Below are 24439 nucleotides of genomic sequence, written 5' to 3'. Positions count from 1 at the left end.
ACTATCATAAATATGTGGTGAAGCGGTGAGAAAAGAGAGATGAGAAGCACTTCATAATACACAAATGTTAAATGAACAAATACGTGTGTAAGCATCACTAATATTGATAAACCAGATAAATGATATTTTAATCAGTGATGCGCTATGAGGTAGTTTTCTATGATTCAAAGCACTTTCTCAATAATCCAGTTTCTGATAAAATGTAAAGCATTGGTTAGCTAGGCAAACTATTTTGAGGAGGTTTGATTGTGTCTACTAAGGGAGAACGTTTGTTTACAAAGGATTATATTGTTAATTTTAGTGTGAGTTTTTCAATTTATTTGGCGATGTATTTACTAATTGTTGTCATCGCAAAGTATACGATAGATGTTTATCATGTATCTGAAAGTATTGCTGGATTAGTTTCAGGTATTTTCATTGTTGGGGCTTTAGTTGGACGGTTTGTGACGGGACGTTTGATAGATATTGTAGGGCCTAAGAAAATTTTGTTACTAGGGACATTCTTTTTTATAGTGACGCAATGTTTTTATTTTATAGAAGGTTCACTAATATTCTTAATTATTACGCGTTTTTTAAATGGGATTTTTATGGCAGTTGCGACGACTGCAACAGGTACAATTGTTGCTATGATTGCGCCACAAAGTCGTCGTGCTGAAGGTATTAGTTTATTTAGTTTAAGCTTGGTTTTAGGTGCTGCAATTGGGCCATTTTTAGGTTTATATTTATCTAACCATTATTCTGCATTTGTATTATTTATGGTATGTGTTGTCATTGCGGTTATGGCGTTAGTACTTGCTATTTTTGTACATGTCGAATTTGAAGCAAAGCCGATGCGTGCTGAAGATAAATCCTTCCATATTTCGCAATTTATTTCAACGCCTGCGATTCCAATTGCGATAGTCGTTTTAATTTGTGGACTCGGTTATGCATCAGTTTTATCATTTATTCAGATTTATGCTAATTTCTTAGATCTTGCGCAAGTCGCAAGTTATTATTTTATTTGTTACGCCATTGCGTCAATTGTGACCCGTCCATTTGTAGGTCGTTTAATGGATCGCTATCATGAAAATGTTGTGGCTTATCCAGTATTATTTATATTTGGTGTCGGATTATTAGTGCTTGCTATGACGTCTTCAGGATGGATGTTGTTACTATCGGGTGCATTACTTGGTATTGGTTATGGTAGTATGACAGCTGTTGGGAATGTAGCGGCTGTTAAAGTGTCGGATCGTGACAAAGTCAGTTTAGCCACTTCAACATTTTTCATTGGTTTAGATGTCGGTATAGGATTTGGACCATCATTACTTGGACTCATTACACCGATTGTTGGTTATCGTATGATGTACATTATTGTCGGTTTCTGTTTATTTTTTGCTATTTTGCTGTACTGGTTTGTACATGGTCGATATCGCCATCAACATCAAATGTAATTAAATAATAGAAAAAGCTCAGACAAGGTCATGGGTATTAGGGCGAGGACATTGAGTTTATGTTGTCCTCATCGTTTGAACCCAAACCTTGTGCTGAGCTTTTTTATTTGCGTTTTATCGGTGGACGACTGAAGAAGAAGTTTGCTAAAAGCATAGTAATAAATCCAGTCAAAGCACCAATAATAATCGAACCTAGAATAGATGACATATGAAGATGCACTAATGAGATGACACTGTAATAAACTAAAGTTGCTAGGACGAGTAATTTGAAAATGTAGACAAGTGGTTGACGTGGAATCATTTTAGCTCTGCCAGTTTTAACATTAAAAAATAATAGTGTTAAAACAATTAATAACACAATGGTGAGTAACCCTTCAATGAGCCAACTACTCGTACGTGTCACACTGGGTAATAATTGATCGATTGTAAAGTTAATCATTAAACTCAAAATAATGAGTTTGATGATAAAACCTAAAGGTAATCGTTTCATTTAAACATCCTTTCATCATTTAGAAACATAATACTATGGTAGCGAAGAGAAATGTAATCCTTCAAGTGGTTAGGACTATGTGATATTTTGCACAATTGAATTTTGAATCAAAATAAATAAAAACTATTGTAAACGCTTACGTTATGTGGTATTATCAGGAAGCTAATTGAATAGGTCATCTGATGACTGAATGAAAGCGGGGTATATTATTATGAGTCAAAAAAGAACAAAAGTACGTTGGATGTTCGCAGGTTTATTCTTTTTAATCGGGGTAATTGCGTATATGGACCGCTCTAATATTTCATATATTGCAGGGCCAATGATGGAAGATTTACATCTAACAAAAACACAATTTGGTTACTTAGCATCATTCTTCGCATTAGGGTATGCGTTAATGCAAGTACCATCAGGGATTTTAGCTGAGAAGTTTGGTCCTAAAAAAATGTTATCTATCGCATTACTGTGGTGGAGTGCTTTTACAATTCTTACAGGGATTGTAAAAAACCATGGTTTACTATTCTTTGTACGTTTCTTATTCGGAGTTGGTGAAGCACCAATGTATCCATCAAATGCGGTGTTTAACACACATTGGTTTAGTAGAAATGAAAAAGGGCGTGCATCGAGTGCATTGTTAGCTGGATCGTATTTTGGACCAGTTATCGCACCTTTTATCACGATTGCGATATATAATGCGTTCGGATGGCAAGCAGTATTCTATATTTTCGGGGTTATAGGATTCTTAATTGCTATTTTATGGGTAATTATCGCAAAAGACTTACCAGAACATCACAAAATGGTCAATGAAGCAGAGAAACAATTTATTTTGGAAAATAGAGATATTGTAGAGACTGAGAAAAAATCTGCACCATGGGGTATTTTCTTTACACGTTTTAGTTTCTATGCAATTGCTGCACAATATTTCATTGTTCAGTTCTGTATTACATTATTCTTAATTTGGTTACCAACTTATCTTATGGAAGAGTTCCATGTTGATTTTATTACTATGAGTAAAATTGCAGGTATTCCTTGGTTACTCATGTTTATTTTAATCATGGCTGGTGGCGCTATTTCTGATAAAATTTTAAGCACAGGACGTTCTCGTTTTATTGCACGTGCTTCAATTGCAATAGTTGGGTTTATTGTATTTGGTATTTCACTAAACTTTGCAGTAGCTTCTGATAGTTTAGCAGGTAATATTTTCTGGATGTCACTCTGTCTTGGTGGTATTGGATTATCTATGGTAATGAGCTGGGCTTCAGCTACTGACATTGGTCGTAACTTCTCTGGAACAGTTTCAGGTTGGATGAACCTTTGGGGTAATATTGGAGCAATGGTCAGCCCGACACTTGCAGGATTTTTAGCTGAAAAAATGGGTTGGGATGCAACATTACGTTCGATGTTAATCTTAGTCGTATTAGGTGTGATTTTATGGTTCTTCGTAAAACCAGACCAACCATTAATTCGTAAAGAAGCAAAGTAATCTAATAAGGTAGATGAAAGCGGAATGATTCAAGCGTTTGAAAAAGCGTTTGACTCAGCTATCCGTTCATCTACCTTTTTTTGTATGACTATCAGAATGTATTATTTTATCGATTGAATATGGTACAATGAATGTAAATTTACAGTGAGAGGACGTCTCTTAGTATGAAAAATGTATCACGTATTTTAATGCCACTTTTAGGAGTAATTTTGATACTTGGCGGTATTTATCTCATTTTTAAACCTAAAATCGAGGCGTATTTTATTCATCAGGATAATCAGAATAAAATAGAAGCTTATGAGTCGAGTTCGAAAGAAAAACAATCTCAAACACCAGAAGTGCCTAAAGATAAATCGAAAGTTGTTGGGGTATTAGAAGTACCGTCAGTAAACATTAAAGAACCCGTCTATCCAGGTCCAGCGACACCACAACAATTGCAACGTGGTGTGAGCTTTGCAGAAGCGGATGAAACGTTAAGTGATCAAAATATTGCTATTGCAGGGCATACGGATTACGCATTGAATTATCAATTTACAGATTTGCATAAGGCTAAAAAGGGCGATAAGGTTACGTTTACAGTTGGTAAAGACAAACGGCGCTATAAGATTACAACGATTCAAGATGTCGATCCTTATCAAGTTGAGGTTTTAGATGAGATGAATAAGACAAAAGATCAATTAACGTTAATTACATGTGATGACTACGATGAAGCAACAGGCGTTTGGAAAACCCGAAAAATTTATGTCGCTGAAGCAGCGTAACCATTATGAAGCAAGGTTTGAAAAGTATATATTTCGACCTTGCTTTTTTGAAAATGATAGCTATAGCTATGAAAAATTTCAGGAGGTGTTACTATGAAACATATTGTGATTGCGCCAGACTCATTTAAAGAAAGTATGACAGCGATGGAAGCAGCGACTGCTATCGAAAAAGGGTGGTATCGTGTGTTTGGAGATACAGTAACATATACGAAGCTTCCTATGGCAGACGGTGGTGAAGGGACGTTTCGAGCATTACATGATGCATTATTAGGCAATATACATACTCATATTGTGACAGGGCCGCTTGGTGATCCGGTTCACGCGCAATATAGTTTTGTAGAGGAAAGTCAAACAGCGATAATCGAAATGGCAGAGGCGTCAGGTTTACACTTAATCTCTCTAGAGTCACGTAATCCATTACGTACAACGACGTATGGTACTGGTGAATTGGTGAAACATGTATTAGATCGAGGCGCAAAGCATATTATATTAGGTATTGGTGGGAGTGCTACGAATGATGGAGGCATAGGGTTTCTACAAGCACTTGGCGCACAAATTTTAGATAAGGATGGACGAGCAATCCCGTATGGCGGACAGTATTTAAAAGATATCGTCTCTATTGATTTTTCAACTTTAGATACACGTTTAGAAGCGATTTCGATTGAAGTGGCATGTGACGTTGAGAATCCTTTAATAGGTTTGAATGGTGCGACACATGTATATGGCCCTCAAAAAGGCGCCACACCTGAGATGATTGACGTGCTAGAAGCGGGGATGGTACATTATCACACTGTATTAGCACACACAATCGGACGAAATCTCGCGCATATTCCAGGCTCGGGTGCAGCGGGAGGATTAGGAACAGCATTATTAGTTTTTCCTCATGTTGTATTAAAGCGTGGAATAGAGATCGTACTTGAGAAAACGCGTTTTAACTACTATGTGCAATCAAGTGATTTAGTAATTACAGGAGAGGGGAGTATAGATGGTCAAACCATCTATGGTAAAACGCCAATCGGTGTTGCTAAAGCGGCTAAAGTGTACCAAAAACCAGTCATTGCTATAGCAGGAGTGCTTAGAGAAGGCTTCGAACAAGTAGAAGCACATGGAATTGATGCTGTATTTAGTGTATCAAAAGGACCGACAACATTAAAAGAAGCGCTCAAAGACGGTAAGGTTGATTTAGAACGCCTAGCCTATCAAATAGCTAAATTTTATAAGGTAACAAAATAGAATGTAAGGAGACTTGTATCTTGAAACATACATATCATTATAAAGAAAATTTCTTTAATGCTTCCACGAAAACGATACCTATACAAAATGAAAAAGATGAAGTCGTGTTTGAAATGGCATTATATTATCAATCAGACTTTCAAAAAGTCAGTGGGTATCTTGGTCATTTGAAACATAATTTTACCATTACGGATAATCAGACAACTTTGAGGTCAGAACGTGAATCATTTTTATCATCACCACTCAAACAAAGATGGAAACTATATGAAGATGACCATTATATTGGAGAATTACGCACTAAACTCAGTTGGCGTAGTAAGTTAGTATTTAAAGATGTATCTGGGTATCAATTAGAACTGACGTCATCTTTATTTAAAAAGGCAGTTAAAGTGACTGATGATATGCAAAATGTAGTTATGACAACAAAGTCAGAGCTTTTCAAAATTGCATCGCGTCATGATTTATTTATTGAGCCGTCACCTTATAGTGATATGTTACTTATATTATTATTTCAAATTTATTATGAATTTCAAGAAGCGCGTCAAAATGCTGCAAGCTCAGCATCTACATAATAATCAATTGAAAAGAGGTCGAGACGGAACCATTAAGGTTTGTGTCTCAACCTCTTATTTTTTACGTTTGTCTTTATTTAGACAGTGACTTTAGGGAACAGAACATGATTTTCAAGATGTACATGTTGATGTGTTTCTTTTTCTAATGCTTCAAGACGATGATACACTAATCGCCAAGTTCCGCAAGCTTCTAAAGGTGGTTGGAAATGATTAGTTAATGTACGCATCTGTTCGAGTTTGTTGCCTGCACCTGTATGATCGTCAACTAAAGATTGAATTGTAGCGTCTAAGTCTTCAACCGTTTCACCATGGTGCGCCTGAATTAATTTTGGAAATGAAACATGATCTTCTTCATCAGTATGTGTTAACATAGCGGTTTTAAATGAATCATACACGGTTTTAAGTTCTTGAAGATAAGGGTGATTAGGACCATGGACGCGAGCAAGTTTTGTGACATAAGGTGTTAGTTGTTTGAACTCTTCTTTTAACGTTTCGTGATAACGTGACTGAATATATTGAATGAGTGATGGTACATTTAAAAAGTTAGGCTCCATACCACTACTTGGCACTTGAGCTGCTTCATTTAATGCTTCTAACAATGTTTTGAGATCAACACGTTTATTGTTTTCAACCGCTTTATCAATCGCGATTTGACCACCGCAACAAAAATCAATACCATATTGACGAAAAACATCTGCTGTTTTTGGATAATTTGTCACAACATCGGCTACTTTTTCAGTATGTTGTATCATAGAAATAACATCCCTTCTAAACTTTGTAATTACTCTTATCATACAAAGTTTGTGAGGTAATGAACATTAGGGAAACAGCTATATTCAGTGATTAAAAACAATTAAAATAGGATGCTGATTACCTATATTGCACTTAAGATGATTTGACTCTAAGGTAACGTGTTGTTTTGAGTTCAAAGCGATGAAAAATAAATTCTAACAGTATCGCAATGCCCCAATAGAAAATGACAGCGACTGTGTATACTTCAACAAAGCGATATCCTTCATTTGCTATCACTTGGCTACGTCCAATGATTTCAGGAATTTGTATCGCAAAAGCAAGCGACGTTCCTTTAATTAACATAATCAGTTGATTTTCAATATTAGGTAAAGCGTAACCTAAAGCTTGTGGAATTATGATACGACGATACGCTTGCCACTGACTTAATCCGATAGTTTGTGCAGCCTCCATTTGACTACGTGGTACTGATAATAAGCCACTCTTAATACTTTCAGATAAATAAGCAATCGCGTGAAAAGAAAATGCAACACATGCAATGGCTAAAGGTGGCATAATATCGGGATTAATATCATGTTGAAAAGTATGATTGATCCATAAAATCAACGTCGGTAAGCCATAATAAAAAATAAATAACTGTACAATCAGTGGTGTGCTACGAATAAATGAGTTATAAACCGTTACACATTGACTGAGTACAGGAATAGGCTTTAACTGAATCCACGCAAATAGCCCACCAATTAAAAAACCTATGAGCATCGCAATGCACGTAATGAGTAGAGTATAAGGTAATCCTTTAAGTACTTCTAAAAAGGTTGTGATGATAAATGACATTTTGATGCCTCCTTACGTTTGATATGGGCGGTTCGTACGTCTTGAAACCAAAGTAAGTACACCTTGAACAATCAAAGCGAGTGCCCAATAAATAATGGAAATCACGATATACACCTCTAACATACCGAGACCATAGTTATTACCAATAATCAATTGTACTTGGCCCATCATATCAATAATACCAATCGTGAATGCGAGCGATGTATCTTTAATTAATTCAATCACTTGTGTTGTGAGATTAGGTAATATGTTTCGTAATGATTGTGGTAATATAATTCGTCTTAAAATCTGATCATAGCGCATTCCAACCGTTAAACCGGCTTCAATTTGGTCATAGGATACAGAGTGATATCCTGCATACATAATCGTCGATAAATACGCACTTGTATGTAATGTGAATGCAAGGATTACAAAAAACAATCGTCCCCAATGATTAATGTCAATCCCGACTAACAACAGTATCTGAGGCAACGCAAAGTATACTAAGAAAAGTTGTAAAATCAAAGGTGTACTTCTTGTGAATGATAGAAATACACGGATCACAGCGTTTAATATAGGGATGCGTCGAATACGAATTATAGTTAAGACGAGCCCAAGTAGTAATGCGAAAAAGAGGGAAACAACAATCATGAATAAAGTAAGCGGTAATTGTTGTAAAACTTGTTGAAATAAATGCGCCCAGTTCGTCTCCATGTCAGTTTACCTCCAGTTCTGCTTTATTTTGATTAATCGTTTCTAAATCTTGATAAATATCAATATCAAAATATTTTCGAGACAACTTTTGTAATTCGCCCTCTGCCTTAAGTTCACGTGTTGCTTGATCAATATCGTCATGAAGCTGTTGGTGTTCTTTGTTATAAATGATGTGGATCGGTTCTTTTGTGACAATACCGCCTATTTTTACGTCTTGTTGTAATTCTTTTTGAATTGCAGTATACGTATTCCAGTTAATGAACATCGCATCTCTGCGTTGTTGTCCTACCATTTTCAAATGATCACCGTTTGATGGATTTTGAATGATATCAAGTGGAATACTTGGGTCGTGTGTTTTATTGTACTGACTTAGAATTGAAAATAGTCCTCCACTCGGTGCCATAGGTGTTAATTTCTTATCGACTAAGTCGTCAAGTTGATGGATATCTTGATTTTGACGATGGACAGCAAGCATTGTTAAAGAGTAACTATAAGGTTCGTCTTGATATAAAAATTTCTTTTCACGTTCAGGTGTTTTAAAAAACCAGTTAATGCCCATATCAAACTTTCCTGCACCAATACCAATCAAATTAGATTCTTCCTGACCCACTTCGTATTGAAAATCGTATTGTGGTAACTTTTGTTCTAATAATTTCATATAATCCATATCTAATCCGATAAACTGATTATTTTGATCAGTATAAAGATAGGGAGGATTAATTTCTGCGGATAGCGCTACTTTGACAGGTTGACGTTGCGTAGTATCAGTCGCGTTTTGATTCTGGCAACTCGTGAGCGTAGCAAGTATTGTTAACACAAGTAGGATTTTGATGATGTGTCTCATTATTTCACCGTCCCTAACTGAATCCGATCTAAAAACTTTTGAATACGCGGATGCGCTGTGTCATTTAGAACCTCTTCTGGCGTGCCATATTTTACAATTTCACCTTGATCTAGGAATAAAATTCGATCTGCAACATCTGCAGCAAATTGAATTTCATGCGTAACAAGTGTCATTGTCATTCCTTGTTGTGCAATTGTTTTAATAAGATTTAAAATGCCTGTAATCGATTCAGGATCCAGAGCTGATGTTGGTTCGTCTAACAACAATAAATGAGGGTCAAGTGCTAGTGCACGAACAATGCCTATACGTTGGCTTTGTCCCCCTGATAACTGAATAGGATAATGATGCGCAAAGGGTTTAAGGTTTACTTCTTCTAATAATTCGTAAGCACGTTGTTCGGCATCTGATTTTGAATATTTTTGCCCATAAATTAGTCCTTCTGTAATATTTTGAAGTGCTGTTTTATTTTGAAATAAATTGTAATTTTGAAAAACCATTGCGGATTGTTTACGTAATTGTGCAATATCCTTTTTATGTATGTTACTAAAGTCCACAGCATGATGATTAATTTCGATAATACCCGATTGAGGTTTAGCTAGTACATTTAAAGTACGTAAGAGCGTAGTTTTTCCTGAACCACTTGGGCCAATAATAGCTGTAACTGTACCTTTAGGTTGAGAAAAAGAAATTTGATTTAAAACTTTTTGATTATGATAATAATGATTTAAATTTTGGACATTTAACATGATGTAACTCCTTTCTCACATAAAGTTATCATAATAAATATTATCGGTAAAGTCGGAATTATAAATGAATGATTTAATACAGAAATAAAATAGTGTCAATCACTTCTAATATGATAGAAATACTCTAATATCATTAATTATTGATTGTTAAGGTAATCTTTAAATTTTATTTTATTACTTTAAAGCGTCTACAGAATAAAATAAATATTATACTATATTTTTCAGAAAACATTGAGACCGTTTACATGTTATGATAATGGTGTAATCCTAGGGAGAGAGAAAGAGGAGGAATGAAAATGATTTTTGAAAAAATGGCGCAATATGATTACGAGCAACTTGTATTTTGTCATGATGAAACAAGTGGATTAAAAGCAATCATTTGTATACATGATACAACATTAGGACCGGCATTAGGTGGATGTCGTTTTTGGAATTATGATTCTGAAGAAGATGCTATTGTTGATGTGATGCGTTTAGCACGTGGTATGACTTATAAAAATGCAGCTGCAGGTTTAAATCTAGGTGGTGCTAAAACGGTTGTTATTGGAGATCCTAAAACGGATAAATCAGAAGCATTCTTCAGAGCGTTAGGTCGTTATATTAATAGTTTAGATGGTCGTTACATTACAGCAGAAGATGTCGGTACAACCGTAGAAGATATGGATATGATTTATCAAGAAACACCATATGTTTGTGGTGTCAGTGAATCGTACGGATCAGGTGGTAACCCAAGTCCGATGACAGCACTCGGTGTATATTATGCAATGAAACGTACTGCTAAAGAAGCATTTGGTGATGATAGCCTGGACGGTAAAACAATTGCAGTACAAGGTGTCGGTAATGTTGCTTATAATATGTGTGAATTTTTACATGAAGAAGGAGCAAAACTTATTGTTGCTGACATTAATGAAGAAGCAGTTCAACGTGCTGTGGATGATTTTGGAGCTGAAGCTGTAAGTGTTGATGATATTTACAGTGTTGATGCTGATATTTTCGCACCATGTGCTTTAGGTGGTATTTTAAATGATAAAACAATTCCAGCGCTTAAAGTAAAGATGGTATGTGGTAGTGCGAATAACCAATTATTAGAAGAGGATAAACACGGTCAAATGTTAAAAGAACGTGACATCATGTACGCACCAGACTTTGTAGTAAACAGTGGTGGTGTGATTAATGTTGCTGATGAACTTGAAGGGTACAATCGTGAACGTGCTACGAAAAAAATTAAAGGAATTTATGATCAAATGGATAAAATATTCGCGATTGCAAAAGAGCAAGATATTTTACCATTACAAGCAGCAGAACACTTAGCAGAAAGTCGTATCGATACGATGATGCGCGTACATAGTAAGTATTCAGCAAAACCTAAACGTCAAATGAAACAATAATCGTTATAGCGCGTAAGAAAGCGGACTCAACTCAATGTAAACTATACTAAGTTGAGTCCGCTTCATTTATTGAGTGTCAAAGACTATTGATCAGCATCAAATTTGTAAATTTCGGATGTATATAACTTTAGTACACGTGATAAGACATAGTTAATGATAAATCCAAAAATCAGCGGCACAATAATATAAGCCAAAGCAACAAGCACTAATGTCCAAGCACCTGAATTCATTAATTCGATGGCTTTAATAGGGCCGACCAATCCAACAATCCCAAATCCTGCACTTTCTTTTGTACCTTCTATACCAACAAGCGCTCCAAATGCACCAGTGATAGCCGCAGTGAGTCCAATCGGTAATAAAATAATAGGATAACGTATTGCGTTTGGCATCATCATCTTCATCGCACCGAGCAAAATTGCAATGGGTACACCTAATTTATTAACACGTAACGTACCAATAAATAACACAATAGCGGTTGTGGCAACACCAAGCGCCGCCGCACCAGCAGCAATGTCCGAAATGCCGATTGCCAATCCTACTGCAATTGTAGAAACAGGCGAGATAATAATAAACGAAAATAGCACTGCAATTAAAATACACATTAATACAGGTTGTAAGTGTGTAAATGTATTAACAACTTCACCAATTGCTAGTGTGATTTTGCTGACATAAGGTAGTGTAAGTAATCCAATAAAGCCAGGAATGCCACCTACTAAAATAGGTAGTAAAATGATATTTAAACTTCCAAGTTTACCATCAAGCCATAATACAAGTAATACAGCAATTGCTGCGGTAATCATCGTATTAATTAAATCCCCAATACCAATAATATGCCATCCTGCTTCAGTAACTTGTGTAGCCCCTGACCCCAAAAAGGACGCTGATCCTACAATAGCAATTGCCATAGGATTAAATTTGAACTGTAGTGCGATTAATACACCTACAAGAATTGGTAGCGTATATTGAATCCCGAGTACAACTTGGTGTAATGTACCAAATACAGAGCTAAATTGACTTAAATATTGGAAGAGTCCTCCCAATACGGCATTCGGGATGAGACCAACGACAATCGCAATGGCAAGTCCATTTAAAACGTTGAAACTAAACTTTTTAATTGTCATTTTTTCTTGATTTGTTTCCATAAAAAATCCCCCTAGTTTGTCGTAATGGCTAGAACATAAGGATCAGTATGAAATGAGTGATGATCCTTAAAAATATGTAACGTATTCATTTAGTCGATATGTTCATAACATCTGCTACATTTTACATTGGGTTAAACAACTAAATGAAAAATCATTGATGACTATATTATGAAGTAAAATATATATGATTACAATAGGTGTTTTGAAAATATTCAAATAATTCAGAAGTTATAAGGTGCTAAAATAGATTAAACAATTAAAAAGCGTACTTGTCGGGGGAGTAGACAAGTACGCAATTTTATATCATTTAAAGGATTATGAATTGGATACGGGCGTTAAAGGTGTATGGCCTTTAAAACCGACTAACGCATAAGCTTTTTCTACATCTTCGTCATTAGGAGGGGTAACGTCATTTAGCTGATAGTTAATTCCGAGTGCTTCCCATTTGTGAACGCCGAGTTGATGATAGGGCAATAGTTCAAACTTCACAACGTTACTGAGTTGGTTAATAAAATCGCCTAGTGCACGCAAGTCTTCTGGGGCGTCTGTGAGACCCGGTACAAGTACGTGGCGAATCCAAATCGGTTTATCTTGTTCAGCTAAATAGCGAATATAGTTCAATATATGCGTATTGGGTTGGCCAGTTAATTTTTTATGTTTTTCATTATTAATATGCTTAATATCGACCATCAATAGATCTGTATAAGGTAATACTTCATCAAAGTGACGTTTAAAAGCTTTGGAATCATTGGCGCAACCTAATGATGTATCGATACAAGTATGAATACCATGGCGTTTTAGTTCTTTAAATAGGGCGGTGATGAAGGGCATTTGTAAGAGTGGCTCACCACCACTGATTGTTACACCGCCCCCAGATGCTTCAAAATATGGGCGATAAGGGACGATTTCTGAGACAAGTTCATCTACTGTTGCGACACGCGTTGGTTCATTAATTTTCCAAGTATCTGGATTATGACAATATAAGCAGCGTAACAAACAACCTTGCGTGAAGATAATGTAGCGTAGACCTGGTCCATCTACTGTACCTAAACTTTCAACAGAGTGAATATGTCCTTTCATTTTGAATCCCTCATCTTTCTATTAAGTCAAATTATGATTACATTGTTTCATGGAAAGTACGTGAGATAACGTCTAGTTGTTGTTCGCGTGTAAGTTTAATAAAGTTAACTGCATATCCTGATACACGTACTGTTAATTGTGGATATTCTTCAGGGTGTTCCATAGCATCTAGTAATGTTTCACGATTGAACACGTTAATGTTTAAGTGATGACCGTGTTGTAATGCATAACCATCTAGAATACCAACTAAGTTTTGTTGTTGCGTATGTTCTTCTTTACCAAGTGATTTTGGTACGATACTGAATGTGTTTGAAATACCATCTTTACAGCAGTCATATGGTAATTTTGCTACTGAAGATAATGATGCTAATGCACCGTTTGAGTCGCGACCATGCATTGGGTTTGCCCCTGGCGCAAATGGTTCGCCTGCTTTACGTCCATCTGGTGTATTACCAGTCTTTTTACCGTAAACAACGTTTGATGTAATTGTAAGCACACTCATTGTATGTTCAGAGTTACGGTAAGTTTGGTGTTTGCGTAATTTTTTCATGAAGCTTTCAACAAGTTGCACTGCGATATCATCAACACGAGGATCATTGTTACCATATTTAGGGAAGTCGCCAGAAGTTTCAAAGTCTACTACAAGACCATTTTCATCACGGATAGGACGAACTTCACCATATTTAATTGCAGATAATGAGTCTGCTGCTACAGATAAACCAGCGATACCAGTTGCCATTGTACGGTGCACATCAGTATCATGTAATGCCATTTCGATACGCTCGTAGCTGTATTTATCATGCATGTAGTGAATAACATTTAAAGAGTTGATGTAAACGCCAGCTAGCCATTCCATCATTTCATCAAATTGTTTATACACTTCATCGTAGTCTAATACGTCTGATGTAATTGGTGCGAAGTTAGGTGCAACTTGAGCGCCTGATTTTTCATCTTTACCACCATTGATCGCATATAATAATGTTTTCGCTAAGTTAGCGCGAGCGCCAAAGAATTGCATTTGTTTACCAATACGCATTGCAGATACACAACAAGCAATACCATAGTCGTCGCCATAACTTTCACGCATTAAATCATCGTTTTCGTATTGAATAGAGCTTGTTTTAATACTCATTTTCGTACAATAAGTTTTGAAGTTTTCAGGTAAGCGTGTTGACCAAAGTACAGTTAAGTTTGGTTCTGGTGCTGGGCCAAGGTTGTCTAATGAGTGTAAGAAACGGAAAGAGTTTTTCGTAACCATATGACGACCATCAATGCCGACACCACCAATAGATTCAGTTACCCATGTTGGGTCTCCAGAGAATAACGCATTATATTCTGGTGTACGTGCGAATTTAACAAGACGTAATTTCATGATGAAGTGGTCAATGATTTCTTGAACTTCAGATTCTGTAATTGTACCTGCTTTTAAGTCACGTTCAGCATAGATGTCTAAGAATGTTGATGTACGACCTAAACTCATCGCAGCACCGTTTTGTTCTTTAATTGCAGCAAGATAAGCTAAGTATAACCATTGTACAGCTTCTTTAAAATTTTCAGCTGGTCGACTTAAATCGAAACCATAGATGTTACCTAGTTCTTTTAATTCTTTTAATGAACGGTATTGTTCTGAAACTTCTTCACGTAAGCGAATTGTGTCTTCAGTCATAGTAGATGATAAGTTGTTAAAATCACGTTGTTTTTCTTCCATTAAGAAGTCAATACCATATAATGCTACTCGACGATAGTCGCCGATGATACGGCCACGACCATAAGCATCAGGAAGACCTGTGATAATACCTGCTTTACGACATGCTAACATTTCTTTAGAATAAGCATCGAATACACCTTGGTTATGTGTTTTACGATATTCTGTAAAGATATGTTCAGTTTCTTTGTCTAATTCGTATCCATAAGCTTCACATGCTGCTTTTGCCATACGAATACCACCGAAAGGTTGCATTGAACGTTTAAATGGTTTATCTGTTTGAACACCAACAATTTGTTCTAAAGATTGATCAAGGTATCCTGCATCATGAGATAAAATAGTAGAAGGTACTTTTGTATCCATATCCCACATGCCACCACGGTCACGCTCTTCTTTTGTTAATTGCATTACTTGATCCCATAATTTTTGAGTAGCTTCTGTTGGACCTGCTAAGAAACTATCATCGCCTTGATAACCAGTGTAGTTCAATTGAATAAACTCACGTACATCAACGTTACGTGTCCAACGTCCTGTTGTAAACCCTTCCCAAGCATTATGAGTTGTTTTACTATCCTTAATCATAATAAACCTCCAATCGATATGTTCATCATTTCACAATCATTGTAACACTAATTGTGAATTCAATCACTATATAACTGTAAGCGTTTTATGAAGTGTCACAATTCGGAAATATTTTGATTGAAAAGTTGTCACAATTAATAAATAAAACGTTGATAAATTTGAAAATCTAAACATATCATGATTAAGTTGGGTAATAATTGGGAATATTATTGTTGGAACACATTTTAATCGCATAATGATAATGTAGAAAAAAAGATTGAGATTTTGATTTCACTTTAGATATAGGAGGTCATTAAAAATGGCAAAAACATTAATTTTAGGTGCAAATGGTGGCGTAGGACGTAAATTAGTTCAACTTATGAAAGAAAATAATGAGGACTTTGTTGCAGGTGTACGTCAAAATGAACAAAAAGAAGCACTACAATCAGATGGTATTCAAGCTGAAATTGTTGATGTTGAAAAGCAATCAATTGAAGATCTACAACACATCTTTAATGACTTTGATCAAGTAATATTCTCAGTCGGCTCAGGTGGTAGCACTGGTGCTGACAAAACAATCATTGTTGATTTAGATGGTGCAGTTAAAGCGATAAGAGCGAGTGAAAAAGCGAATATCGAACATTTCGTGATGGTATCAACATATGATTCTAGACGCGAAGCATTTGATGCTGTACCAGATTTAAAACCATATACAATTGCTAAACACTATGTGGACGACTATTTAAGACATAGTTCATTAACAGCGACTATCGTACACCCAGGCGGATTAACAGATAATGAAGGTACTGGCAAAGTAGTTGTAGCTGAATTATTCGAAAACCCTGATAAACGTGAAATTCCACGTGAAGATGTAGCGCGTGTTTTATATGAAGTAGCAACAGATTCAGCGCATCGCGGTAAAGAATTCCAAGTGTTAACAGGAGATACAGATGTAGCTGAAGCACTTAAATCATTTAAATAATGACTTAAAGACTAGAGTCATGTAAGTGAGGTGGCGAGCCTCCTTGCATTGACCTAGTCTTTTTTAGGTAGGAAAATCAATCAAATGTATCGAAATATATACATAAAATTGCGTAATAAATGGTAATTTGATTTCACAAATGAATTAAATACCATTACAATAGTAAATAATAATAAATATAAAGCATGGGTGATGAATCGTGGATAAATTTAAAGATGAAATGGATTTGCTATTAGCGGGTCTATCGGATGATGAGAGAGCACTTTTTAATGAAAAAATGAATGATATGTTAGGCGGTTTTGATGCAGAATCTTTGTGGGGTGGACACAGTAGTATTACAACATTAATGCATCACTATAAAGTGAAAGAAATCAAGGATTTATGTAAGCAATATGGTATTAAAGGATATTCAAGTCTCAACAAAGATGAAATGTTGTATCATTTCATTACAAACTTAGTAACTCAAGAGTACTTTAATCAAACAGTAGATAGATTTAATGAAGATGAAAAGCTTGCATTAATTATGACAAATCAATATAACGCATGGGGAGATTCATTTGAAACACGCCTCAAAATTCAAGACAACTTTATCTTATTTGGTGTTGACGAAGGTGATGGCTATGTTTATCCATGGATACCTGACGAAATTTTAGATAAGGTTGAACAATATATTAAACAAAATGAATCACTACGTAAAATACAACTGGCGTATGATTTATTAGAGGCGGCTACGAACTTATATGGATTGTATACATTTACGCAATTGCAAGAAGTATATCGTGAATATCTGGGTGAATCTTATTCTTTATTAGACATTCAAAAATGGATTAATCGCGTAGAACGTGTGAATCCGGAAATGATTAATTTTAGAGAGGAAAATGGGGTCATCGTGAGTAAAGGTTTAGAACTTGAAGTAATCGATTATCCACATTTTATGAAGGATGCCAATTATTATATGCCAGAGACGATCGAAGAAATGTTGAGATACAAAGAGTGGGTTATGGGTATAGATGAAGAAACACAAATCGACTTTCTAACATGGTTGGATAAAAATGTAATCAAAAATAATCCATTAAATGCAATACCTGATGAGCTAGCTGTTGAACTTTTAACAATGATGAGACATGCAGTGTCTTATGATATGATCGATAATGTACTTAACGCTATGGTTGAAGATGGTATCTTAAAAAAACGTGTAGCTTCAACGGGTAAGAATGTAGTCAAACCTATTTTTATGAAAATACGTAGTTGGCTCTACCATGGTTATACCTTTAAAGAGTATATGAAAATTATGGATCAAGAAGAACAGCAACAAAGAGGAAAAGTTATCGACTTTAAACAACATCGTAAAAAATAAAAATATATTGATAATCGGATGCACGGATAAAGTGCTCCGATTTTTTTGATTTAAATGAAGGATACATTGGATAAAGAATTTTCTGAAAAGTACTATCTTTTCATGACAAAAAATGGTATAACTAATAGTAAGATTCAAAGGGGATGTAGTTTGAGAGATAAAAAGGGGATGAGCTATATGCTAAAAAAACTAATGTTGTTATTTATAGCAATGGTCGTAACAACAACTATTGCAGAAACTTATCTTATCGCAGGGACTTGGGAATATTTATTAATGCAGTCGTTGTCACTCAGTATCATTATCTTTTTCATATATAATTTTGTTGTATTTCAACTTCAACACAAAGAATCAGAACAAAAAGAGTCTAAATATGTTGTGAAAAGAACTCATTCAGAATGCTATCAAAAGCAAACATTACGTAAAATAAAGTAAAAAACTGATGGGCGTTAATTGCCCATCAGTAAAATATATTATGAGAAAAGTTCATTTTTACTTGATTCACCAAAGATTTTTTCTTTGATTGCTTGACCAGTTGGTGTACCAGCTAAACCACCGATACCAGTTTCACGTAATGAAGCAGGTAAGTTACGGCCAATTTTATCCATAGCCATAATAACTTCATCTACTGGAATACGACTTTCAACACCAGCAAGTGCTAAGTCAGCAGAGATTAAACCATTACCTGATCCGATAGCATTACGCATCACACATGGAATTTCTACTAATCCTGCTACAGGGTCACATACTAATCCAAGTAAGTTACTTAAGCTAATAGCAAGTGCATGTCCAGATTGTTGTGGTGTACCACCAAATGTTTCAACTGCAGCTGCTGCGGCAATCGCTGAAGCTGTACCAACTTCTGCTTGACAACCACCAGTTGCTCCAGCTACTGATGCGTTATTTGCAACGATCATACCGCACATTGAAGCAGAGAATAAGAATTTAATCATTTGATCGTTATCAAGGCCATGAGATTTTTCTAATTTGAATAGTACACCTGGAATCGTACCTGATGAACCTGCTGTAGGTGTTGCACAAATGATACCCATTGCAGCGTTCACTTCGTTTGTTGCAATTGCACCTTCAACAGCTGAAATCATGTCATAGCCAGATAATGCTTTATGTTTTTGGTTATATTCATGAACTTTAATCGCATCTTGTCCTGTATAACCAGTTACACTTTTAACACCTTCACCTGTTGTACCTTTTTTAACAGCATCACGCATAGTGTCAAGGTTTTGTTGCATCATTTCAAATACTTCTTCACGTGACATACCACGTGTTTCCATTTCATGCTCAATCATGATTTCGGAAAAGCTTTTATCATTTTGCTCTGCGTATTCTATTAATTCTTTCATTGTATCAAACATTATTATAGTCCCCCTCAATTACTGAATGTACGAGAAGTTTAAGTCAGAGTGTGTTTCTCTTAAATCTTCTAATAACTCTTCTTTAATTCCTTTATTTAAATGTAAAGCAAGTAGACAACGTCCGTCGCTCATTGTTTTAATTTCTTCGTTAATATCTACATTTTTTTCAACCATTTCGTTAATTAAGTGATTGATTTTAGAGATTTCACATGCTCCATCAATCACAAGAATATTTGGTGTATGTGAAAGCAAGATACACATGTTATTAACATGGATACTCTTAACTTTAAATGCGCCACCGCCAATTGAGATACCGTTTAACTCAACATGACGATCGCCTTTTTCGATAATAATTAATGCACAGTTAGGATGTTCACCTAAACTTGCACCTTCTTCTTCGATAAATTCAAAAGGAATGCCTTGCTCTCTAGCAATTTTTGTTGATTGTTTAATACGTTCATCAAAAGTACTAAAGCCGAGCAATCCCCCGATGATTGCTAAGTCTGTACCGTGACCTTTATGTGTTTCAGCAAAAGATTCATAGTAGTGTACTTTAATTGAGTCTGGTGTATCACCTAATACAGCTCTTGCAGCTTGTGCAATTTTAACTGCCCCCGCAGTATGAGAACTTGAAGGCCCCATCATAACTGGACCAATAATATCAAATGCACTTTGGTAATCCTTAGTACGTGCCATAATTTATCTACTCCTTAATTTATACTTAAGTTTATGCTTGTTGATTTTCAACTTGTCTTGATTTAAAGCTAAAGTTAAGGTTTTTCTTGCTGATAATTGTTCCAATGATGAAACTTAAAATTAAGCTAGTGATCGCAACAATAATTACAGTAATGATAACTTTCATGTTGTCGTTGAATCCTAATGCTACGATTGGACCCGCAATTGGTGTTGCCATTCCTGGTTGGTTTACTACAATACCCATTGCAGTAATGATTAATCCGTTAACCATACCTACAATAGCGTTCGTACCGTAAAGTTGAAGTGGATACTTCGCGATTGTATCAATTTGAGTTAAAGGTTCAACTGCAACTGCAAATGCTTTACCTCTGTTACCAATTTGTAACTTTCTAAACATAACATAGTTTACAAATGAACTACCCATACAACCAAGAGCACCGATTGCCATTGGGATACCTGTTAAACCAAGAAGACTTGTAAATACCATAGAACTTAATGGTGTCATACCCACAACTGGAACAATCGCACCAATAACAAGTGCTAGTGCGTAAGGGTTATTGTCACCTACAGCTGTAACTGCTGTACCGATTTGTTTTAACACTGCGATAACGCTAGGTGATACTAATGATGCAATCGCAAATGTGATTGCTGGTGATAATAAAATCACAACAATAAGGTCAATACCTTCTGGAACATATTTTTCAATTGCTTTTAAACCAAAAGCAACAAAGTATGCTGCGATAAACGCAGGTAAAAGTTTGAAATCGATTAATACAAGGCCTGTTAATACAGCGAATACTGGATTTACACCGAATTTAATACAAGTTAGAATTCCGACTGCAATCCCACTTAATCCACCAGTGAAATCCCCTAATTTAACAAAATATTCACCGATTTGACCAGGAAGCGTTCCCCCGATTGCATATTTTAAAAACGCTTCAGGTAAAAATGTCGCACACGCAGCACCTGAAAGTGCTTGTAAACTTACCTTACCGTTTGGCGCAAACTTTAAAAATAAAGTCATCGCTAATAAAACGACAAGTAATGTGCCAATCCCTAAAATGAAATCCATAACCATTTCCTTCTCTCTAAAATATATTTTTTTGTTTTATTTATTCTTTAATGCACCACAATAATAAAGCGTATTGTAAGCGCGTGCAACCCCTTTGAATCTTATAAGATGACATCTATCAACAATTTTAAAAAATCAATTAATTTTTTTATATAGATTGTGAAATATATAAATGCGGTAAGCCTTATATCACCTTAACGCTTTTACGCTACTTCACATTAAAGCGTTAAAGTTTTTAAGCATAAGTGATATTGTGACGATTTTATGACATTAAGAAGATTAAATTTTCCTAATTTTCAGAGGCATAATTTTGAAAGATTTGAAAGTTATAGTAGAGGATTTAAAAATATAAATTATATTGGTTTTATCATTTTTAATTTTATGGTTATTATGTCATAAAAAGATTTATAATTTCAAATAGAAACAATAGAGATGATATTTGAACATTATGTGAAATCAATCACAAAAAGGTATTCATTTATAGCATGAAAGGTTACACTATAGATAGGGAAAGTAAAAAATATAAAAGGAAGTGTTTAGAATGAGAGAAGCTATTGTAGAACTTATTAATTCTAATCAAGGATGCTATGAGATTTATCATCATACTGGTGTAAATCAAGGTGTTATTTCTGACTTACGTTCTGGATATCGCACAATTGATGATTTGAGCTTCGGTGATGCTGAAAAATTATATGCATATGCACTTACGCTTGTAGCAGCTTAATGAAATTCATCTAAAGTTATTCAATTGGAAGATTATTAAATGTAAAAGCCATGATTTTATCATTTTATATAAAATAAATAAAATTTTATTATCTAAAATTTTAATGCAAAAAAGATCCCACACTAAATAGTGTGGGGTCTTTTAGGTTTAGATTAGTATAAACCTTTTGTTTCGTTACTAATATCAATAAAGATATTTTTAACTTGTTGATAGCTTTGAATTGCATTTTTATATGTTTCGCGTCCAATACCTGATTTTTTGTAACCACCAAATGGGGCACCTTCAAGTACTTGGTTATACGTATTAACCCATACGCGACCTGTACGAACATCTTTAGCAATTCTTAATGCACGGTTGATATTTGTTGAGAATACACCACCAGCTAGGCCGTACTCAGAGTTATTAGCGACATCAATAGCTTCTTGATCGTCTTTAACTTTGATGACAGTAAGCACTGGACCAAAGATTTCTTCTTGCGCAAGTTTATCGTCACTATTTTCAACTTCAATAATTGTTGGTTCAAAGAAGAATCCTTTATCTAGGCCGTTTTCAGTGATGCGATTTCCACCAACGTGAATCTTTGCATTACTTTCTTTTGCATAGTCAATATAGCTTTGAATTTTATCAATTTGAGCTTGACCAGTTTGTGTACCCATTTGTGTATTTGGATCAAGTGGGTCACCGACTTTAATATTTTTAAATGCTTCAATTAATTTAGGCATTAACTCATCATAAATGTTTTCGTGAACAATTAAGCGTGAACCTGCACTACATACTTCACCTTGGTTGAATAAGATAGCCAGTTGAATACCTTCTAGTGCTACATCTAAATCAGCATCGTCTAAGATAACGTTAGCACTTTTACCACCAAGTTCTAATGTTGCAGGTACAATACGTTTCGCACCAGCTTCAGCTACTTTATATCCGACAGCTGTAGAACCTGTGAATGATAATTTATCAATATCTTCATGGTTGAAAATGGCACTACCAGATTCAGAACCTTTACCTGTTACTACGTTTACAACACCAGGAGGTAATACTTCTTGGAATACTTTTGCTAATTCAATTAAACTTAATGGTGTTGAAGATGATGGTTGAATTACTACTGTATTACCTGCAGCAAGTGCTGGACCAAGTTTCCATGATGCTAGTAACATTGGGAAGTTCCAAGCTACTACCGCACCAACGATACCAATTGGTTCATGTTGAATTAAACTCATTGTATTATCATCAATATTGTTAAGTGTACCTTCATCTGTATCAGCTACACTTCCAAAATATTGATAGTGTCTTGCAGTTAATGGAATATCCATTTTTGATGATTCACGAATTGCTTTACCTGCGTTTAAACTTTCAATTGTTGCGAAATAGTCGTTTTTCTCGAAAATTTTTTCAGAGATTTTGCGTAATAAGTCCGCACGTTCTTGCTTTGGTTTACGGCTCCACTCAGGGAAAGCTTTTTGAGCAGCTTTAACCGCTTTATCTACGTCAGCTTCATTTGCTTTGGCAACTCGAGAAAGTTTTTCTCCTGTTGCAGGATTGTATACATCTAAATACTCACCAGATTCTGGCTTAACAAACTCCCCACCAATGAATAAATCATATTGTTCGGAAATGTAATCTCTAATATTTACACTCATAATTTCTGCCTCCCAATTTGTATTATTTGATACTCTACAACAGTTTAATGAAAGTTATACCATATACGAATATGAAGCATTAAAACTGTAATACAGAATCAAATGTTAATTCTATTGTAACGAGAGGTAGAAAAAAGGTAAATTAATTTGACTTATTCTAAATATAATGAAATTAATAGATTGCAAAAAAATAAATGGAAGTTGAGAAAGAAGTGATTTACAGTTAACTATTGATTGGGTACCGATAGTAAACGTTAACTTCTAGTTATCTCAACTTCCATGATTGGGGAAGAGAAGCTCGAGTGATTTTCTACACTCAAACTTATAACAATGTAACTATGAGTTTATGGAAGACTCAAGTTAGAAAATGACTGACACCTAGCTAATATATGATATGACGCATACTTAATCAAAGTATGACATGCGCCATATAGAGGATTCGACATTATAGATAAAGGCCTAAACATATAAACGAATAACGTTTAACAAAAAATAGATACCGTTCATCAATCCGTTAGAGCGAATAGTCTAATGTCTAACCTCAAAAATTATTATATAGGAACCATTACGATTTGTAAACGAAAAATATGATGTAAATCCAAAAAATATATCTAGTCCTCTAGTCTGATTGAAAGTCCAAACTAACGTCCGATGTATTCTTTCTAAAATAAGGGTATGATTAATATAGAACAGTTGATACACGTACAGAGGGTGTTCACTGTTCGATTGAAATAGAAGATACCTGAGACTTAAAATAAAGTGGCTTTCCGAAATGAGCTATCAATTTTACTCTCATTTCTGTATATTTCATAATATCCCGAAACCTCCTTAAATTGACAATAGGACAAAGTTGATTTTATAGGCGCTAATGCGGCAACCCCACGCATTA

Annotated in this window: 23 protein-coding genes; 10 read left to right on the top strand and 13 right to left on the bottom strand. The window is 35.2% G+C overall.

What is annotated here, in order from left to right; genetic code table 11:
* The first annotated feature begins 248 nt into the window (after positions 1-248).
* Positions 249-1430, top strand: a complete 1182-nt coding sequence (locus tag HHH54_RS02000; protein WP_349771823.1) for an MFS transporter — start codon at positions 249-251, stop codon at positions 1428-1430.
* A gap of 103 nt (positions 1431-1533) precedes the next feature.
* On the opposite strand, the gene HHH54_RS01995 is transcribed toward HHH54_RS02000, so the two are convergent.
* A complete protein-coding gene (locus HHH54_RS01995; protein ID WP_198617156.1) occupies positions 1534-1920 on the bottom strand; it encodes a hypothetical protein in 387 nt (128 codons plus the stop codon).
* Positions 1921-2131: 211 nt separating this feature from the next.
* Between HHH54_RS01995 and HHH54_RS01990 the strand changes: the two genes are divergently transcribed.
* From HHH54_RS01990 to HHH54_RS01975, 4 genes are all read left to right on the top strand, one after another.
* Positions 2132-3400, top strand: coding sequence for a pyruvate MFS transporter (locus tag HHH54_RS01990; RefSeq protein ID WP_198617155.1), 1269 nt, complete (start codon positions 2132-2134; stop codon positions 3398-3400).
* Between the two features lie 164 nt (positions 3401-3564).
* On the top strand, positions 3565-4161 hold the full coding sequence (gene srtA, locus HHH54_RS01985; RefSeq protein ID WP_198617154.1) for a class A sortase SrtA: 597 nt from the start codon (positions 3565-3567) through the stop codon (positions 4159-4161).
* Positions 4162-4254: 93 nt separating this feature from the next.
* On the top strand, positions 4255-5394 hold the full coding sequence (locus HHH54_RS01980) for a glycerate kinase (protein ID WP_198617153.1): 1140 nt from the start codon (positions 4255-4257) through the stop codon (positions 5392-5394).
* A gap of 20 nt (positions 5395-5414) precedes the next feature.
* Complete coding sequence (locus HHH54_RS01975) at positions 5415-5966, top strand: tubby C-terminal domain-like protein (protein ID WP_198617152.1); 552 nt, start codon at positions 5415-5417, stop codon at positions 5964-5966.
* Positions 5967-6043: 77 nt separating this feature from the next.
* On the opposite strand, the gene scdA is transcribed toward HHH54_RS01975, so the two are convergent.
* The 5 genes from scdA to HHH54_RS01950 all read right to left on the bottom strand — a co-directional run bounded on the left by scdA (position 6044) and on the right by HHH54_RS01950 (position 9833).
* On the bottom strand, positions 6044-6718 hold the full coding sequence (gene scdA / locus HHH54_RS01970) for an iron-sulfur cluster repair di-iron protein ScdA (protein ID WP_198617151.1): 675 nt from the start codon (positions 6716-6718) through the stop codon (positions 6044-6046).
* Positions 6719-6851: 133 nt separating this feature from the next.
* Positions 6852-7550: an amino acid ABC transporter permease gene (locus tag HHH54_RS01965; RefSeq protein WP_198617150.1), complete on the bottom strand. Its 699-nt coding sequence runs from the start codon at positions 7548-7550 to the stop codon at positions 6852-6854.
* 12 nt (positions 7551-7562) lie between these two features.
* A complete protein-coding gene (locus tag HHH54_RS01960) occupies positions 7563-8243 on the bottom strand; it encodes an amino acid ABC transporter permease (protein ID WP_198617149.1) in 681 nt (226 codons plus the stop codon).
* Position 8244: 1 nt separating this feature from the next.
* A complete protein-coding gene (locus HHH54_RS01955; RefSeq protein WP_198617148.1) occupies positions 8245-9087 on the bottom strand; it encodes a transporter substrate-binding domain-containing protein in 843 nt (280 codons plus the stop codon).
* Entirely contained in the window at positions 9087-9833 is a 747-nt protein-coding gene (locus tag HHH54_RS01950; protein ID WP_198617147.1) for an amino acid ABC transporter ATP-binding protein, read from the bottom strand. The genes HHH54_RS01955 and HHH54_RS01950 overlap by 1 nt, the downstream gene beginning before the upstream one ends.
* Before the next feature lie 296 nt (positions 9834-10129).
* Here HHH54_RS01950 and HHH54_RS01945 point away from each other — a divergent pair, with 296 nt between their 5' ends.
* Positions 10130-11221: a Glu/Leu/Phe/Val family dehydrogenase gene (locus HHH54_RS01945; RefSeq protein ID WP_269814009.1), complete on the top strand. Its 1092-nt coding sequence runs from the start codon at positions 10130-10132 to the stop codon at positions 11219-11221.
* 83 nt (positions 11222-11304) lie between these two features.
* Here the strand turns inward: HHH54_RS01945 and HHH54_RS01940 are convergent, their stop codons facing one another.
* The 3 genes from HHH54_RS01940 to pflB form a co-directional block, all read right to left on the bottom strand.
* Entirely contained in the window at positions 11305-12363 is a 1059-nt protein-coding gene (locus tag HHH54_RS01940; RefSeq protein WP_198617145.1) for a PTS sugar transporter subunit IIC, read from the bottom strand.
* A gap of 315 nt (positions 12364-12678) precedes the next feature.
* Complete coding sequence (gene pflA, locus HHH54_RS01935; protein ID WP_198617144.1) at positions 12679-13443, bottom strand: pyruvate formate-lyase-activating protein; 765 nt, start codon at positions 13441-13443, stop codon at positions 12679-12681.
* 37 nt (positions 13444-13480) lie between these two features.
* Entirely contained in the window at positions 13481-15730 is a 2250-nt protein-coding gene (pflB, locus tag HHH54_RS01930) for a formate C-acetyltransferase (protein WP_198617143.1), read from the bottom strand.
* 298 nt (positions 15731-16028) lie between these two features.
* Here pflB and HHH54_RS01925 point away from each other — a divergent pair, with 298 nt between their 5' ends.
* From HHH54_RS01925 to HHH54_RS01915, 3 genes are all read left to right on the top strand, one after another.
* Complete coding sequence (locus HHH54_RS01925) at positions 16029-16691, top strand: SDR family oxidoreductase (RefSeq protein ID WP_198617142.1); 663 nt, start codon at positions 16029-16031, stop codon at positions 16689-16691.
* Between the two features lie 199 nt (positions 16692-16890).
* Positions 16891-18048 carry a Rho termination factor N-terminal domain-containing protein gene (locus tag HHH54_RS01920; protein WP_198617141.1) on the top strand — a complete coding sequence of 386 codons (1158 nt, stop codon included), beginning with the start codon at positions 16891-16893 and terminating at the stop codon, positions 18046-18048.
* Positions 18049-18225: 177 nt separating this feature from the next.
* Entirely contained in the window at positions 18226-18480 is a 255-nt protein-coding gene (locus tag HHH54_RS01915) for a hypothetical protein (RefSeq protein WP_198617140.1), read from the top strand.
* Between the two features lie 38 nt (positions 18481-18518).
* On the opposite strand, the gene sdaAA is transcribed toward HHH54_RS01915, so the two are convergent.
* Genes sdaAA through HHH54_RS01900 form a run of 3 tightly spaced genes read right to left on the bottom strand, consistent with a single transcriptional unit; the run spans position 18519 to position 21186 of the window.
* Positions 18519-19418: an L-serine ammonia-lyase, iron-sulfur-dependent, subunit alpha gene (gene sdaAA, locus HHH54_RS01910; protein WP_198617139.1), complete on the bottom strand. Its 900-nt coding sequence runs from the start codon at positions 19416-19418 to the stop codon at positions 18519-18521.
* Between the two features lie 18 nt (positions 19419-19436).
* Positions 19437-20114, bottom strand: coding sequence for an L-serine ammonia-lyase, iron-sulfur-dependent subunit beta (gene sdaAB, locus HHH54_RS01905; protein WP_198617138.1), 678 nt, complete (start codon positions 20112-20114; stop codon positions 19437-19439).
* 31 nt (positions 20115-20145) lie between these two features.
* The gene (locus tag HHH54_RS01900; protein WP_198617137.1) at positions 20146-21186 is read right to left on the bottom strand and encodes a PTS sugar transporter subunit IIC; all 1041 of its coding nucleotides are present in this window, start codon (positions 21184-21186) and stop codon (positions 20146-20148) included.
* 541 nt (positions 21187-21727) lie between these two features.
* Between HHH54_RS01900 and HHH54_RS01895 the strand changes: the two genes are divergently transcribed.
* Positions 21728-21910 carry a hypothetical protein gene (locus HHH54_RS01895; protein WP_198617136.1) on the top strand — a complete coding sequence of 61 codons (183 nt, stop codon included), beginning with the start codon at positions 21728-21730 and terminating at the stop codon, positions 21908-21910.
* 152 nt (positions 21911-22062) lie between these two features.
* On the opposite strand, the gene HHH54_RS01890 is transcribed toward HHH54_RS01895, so the two are convergent.
* The gene (locus tag HHH54_RS01890) at positions 22063-23550 is read right to left on the bottom strand and encodes an aldehyde dehydrogenase family protein (RefSeq protein ID WP_198617135.1); all 1488 of its coding nucleotides are present in this window, start codon (positions 23548-23550) and stop codon (positions 22063-22065) included.
* Positions 23551-24439: the final 889 nt, after the last annotated feature.

The organism is Staphylococcus canis, assembly GCF_016238445.1.
GTDB classification, from domain to species: Bacteria; Bacillota; Bacilli; order Staphylococcales; family Staphylococcaceae; genus Staphylococcus; species Staphylococcus canis.
Note: the sequence above shows the minus strand (reverse complement) of the source record. Positions and strands in the feature narration are given on the sequence as shown.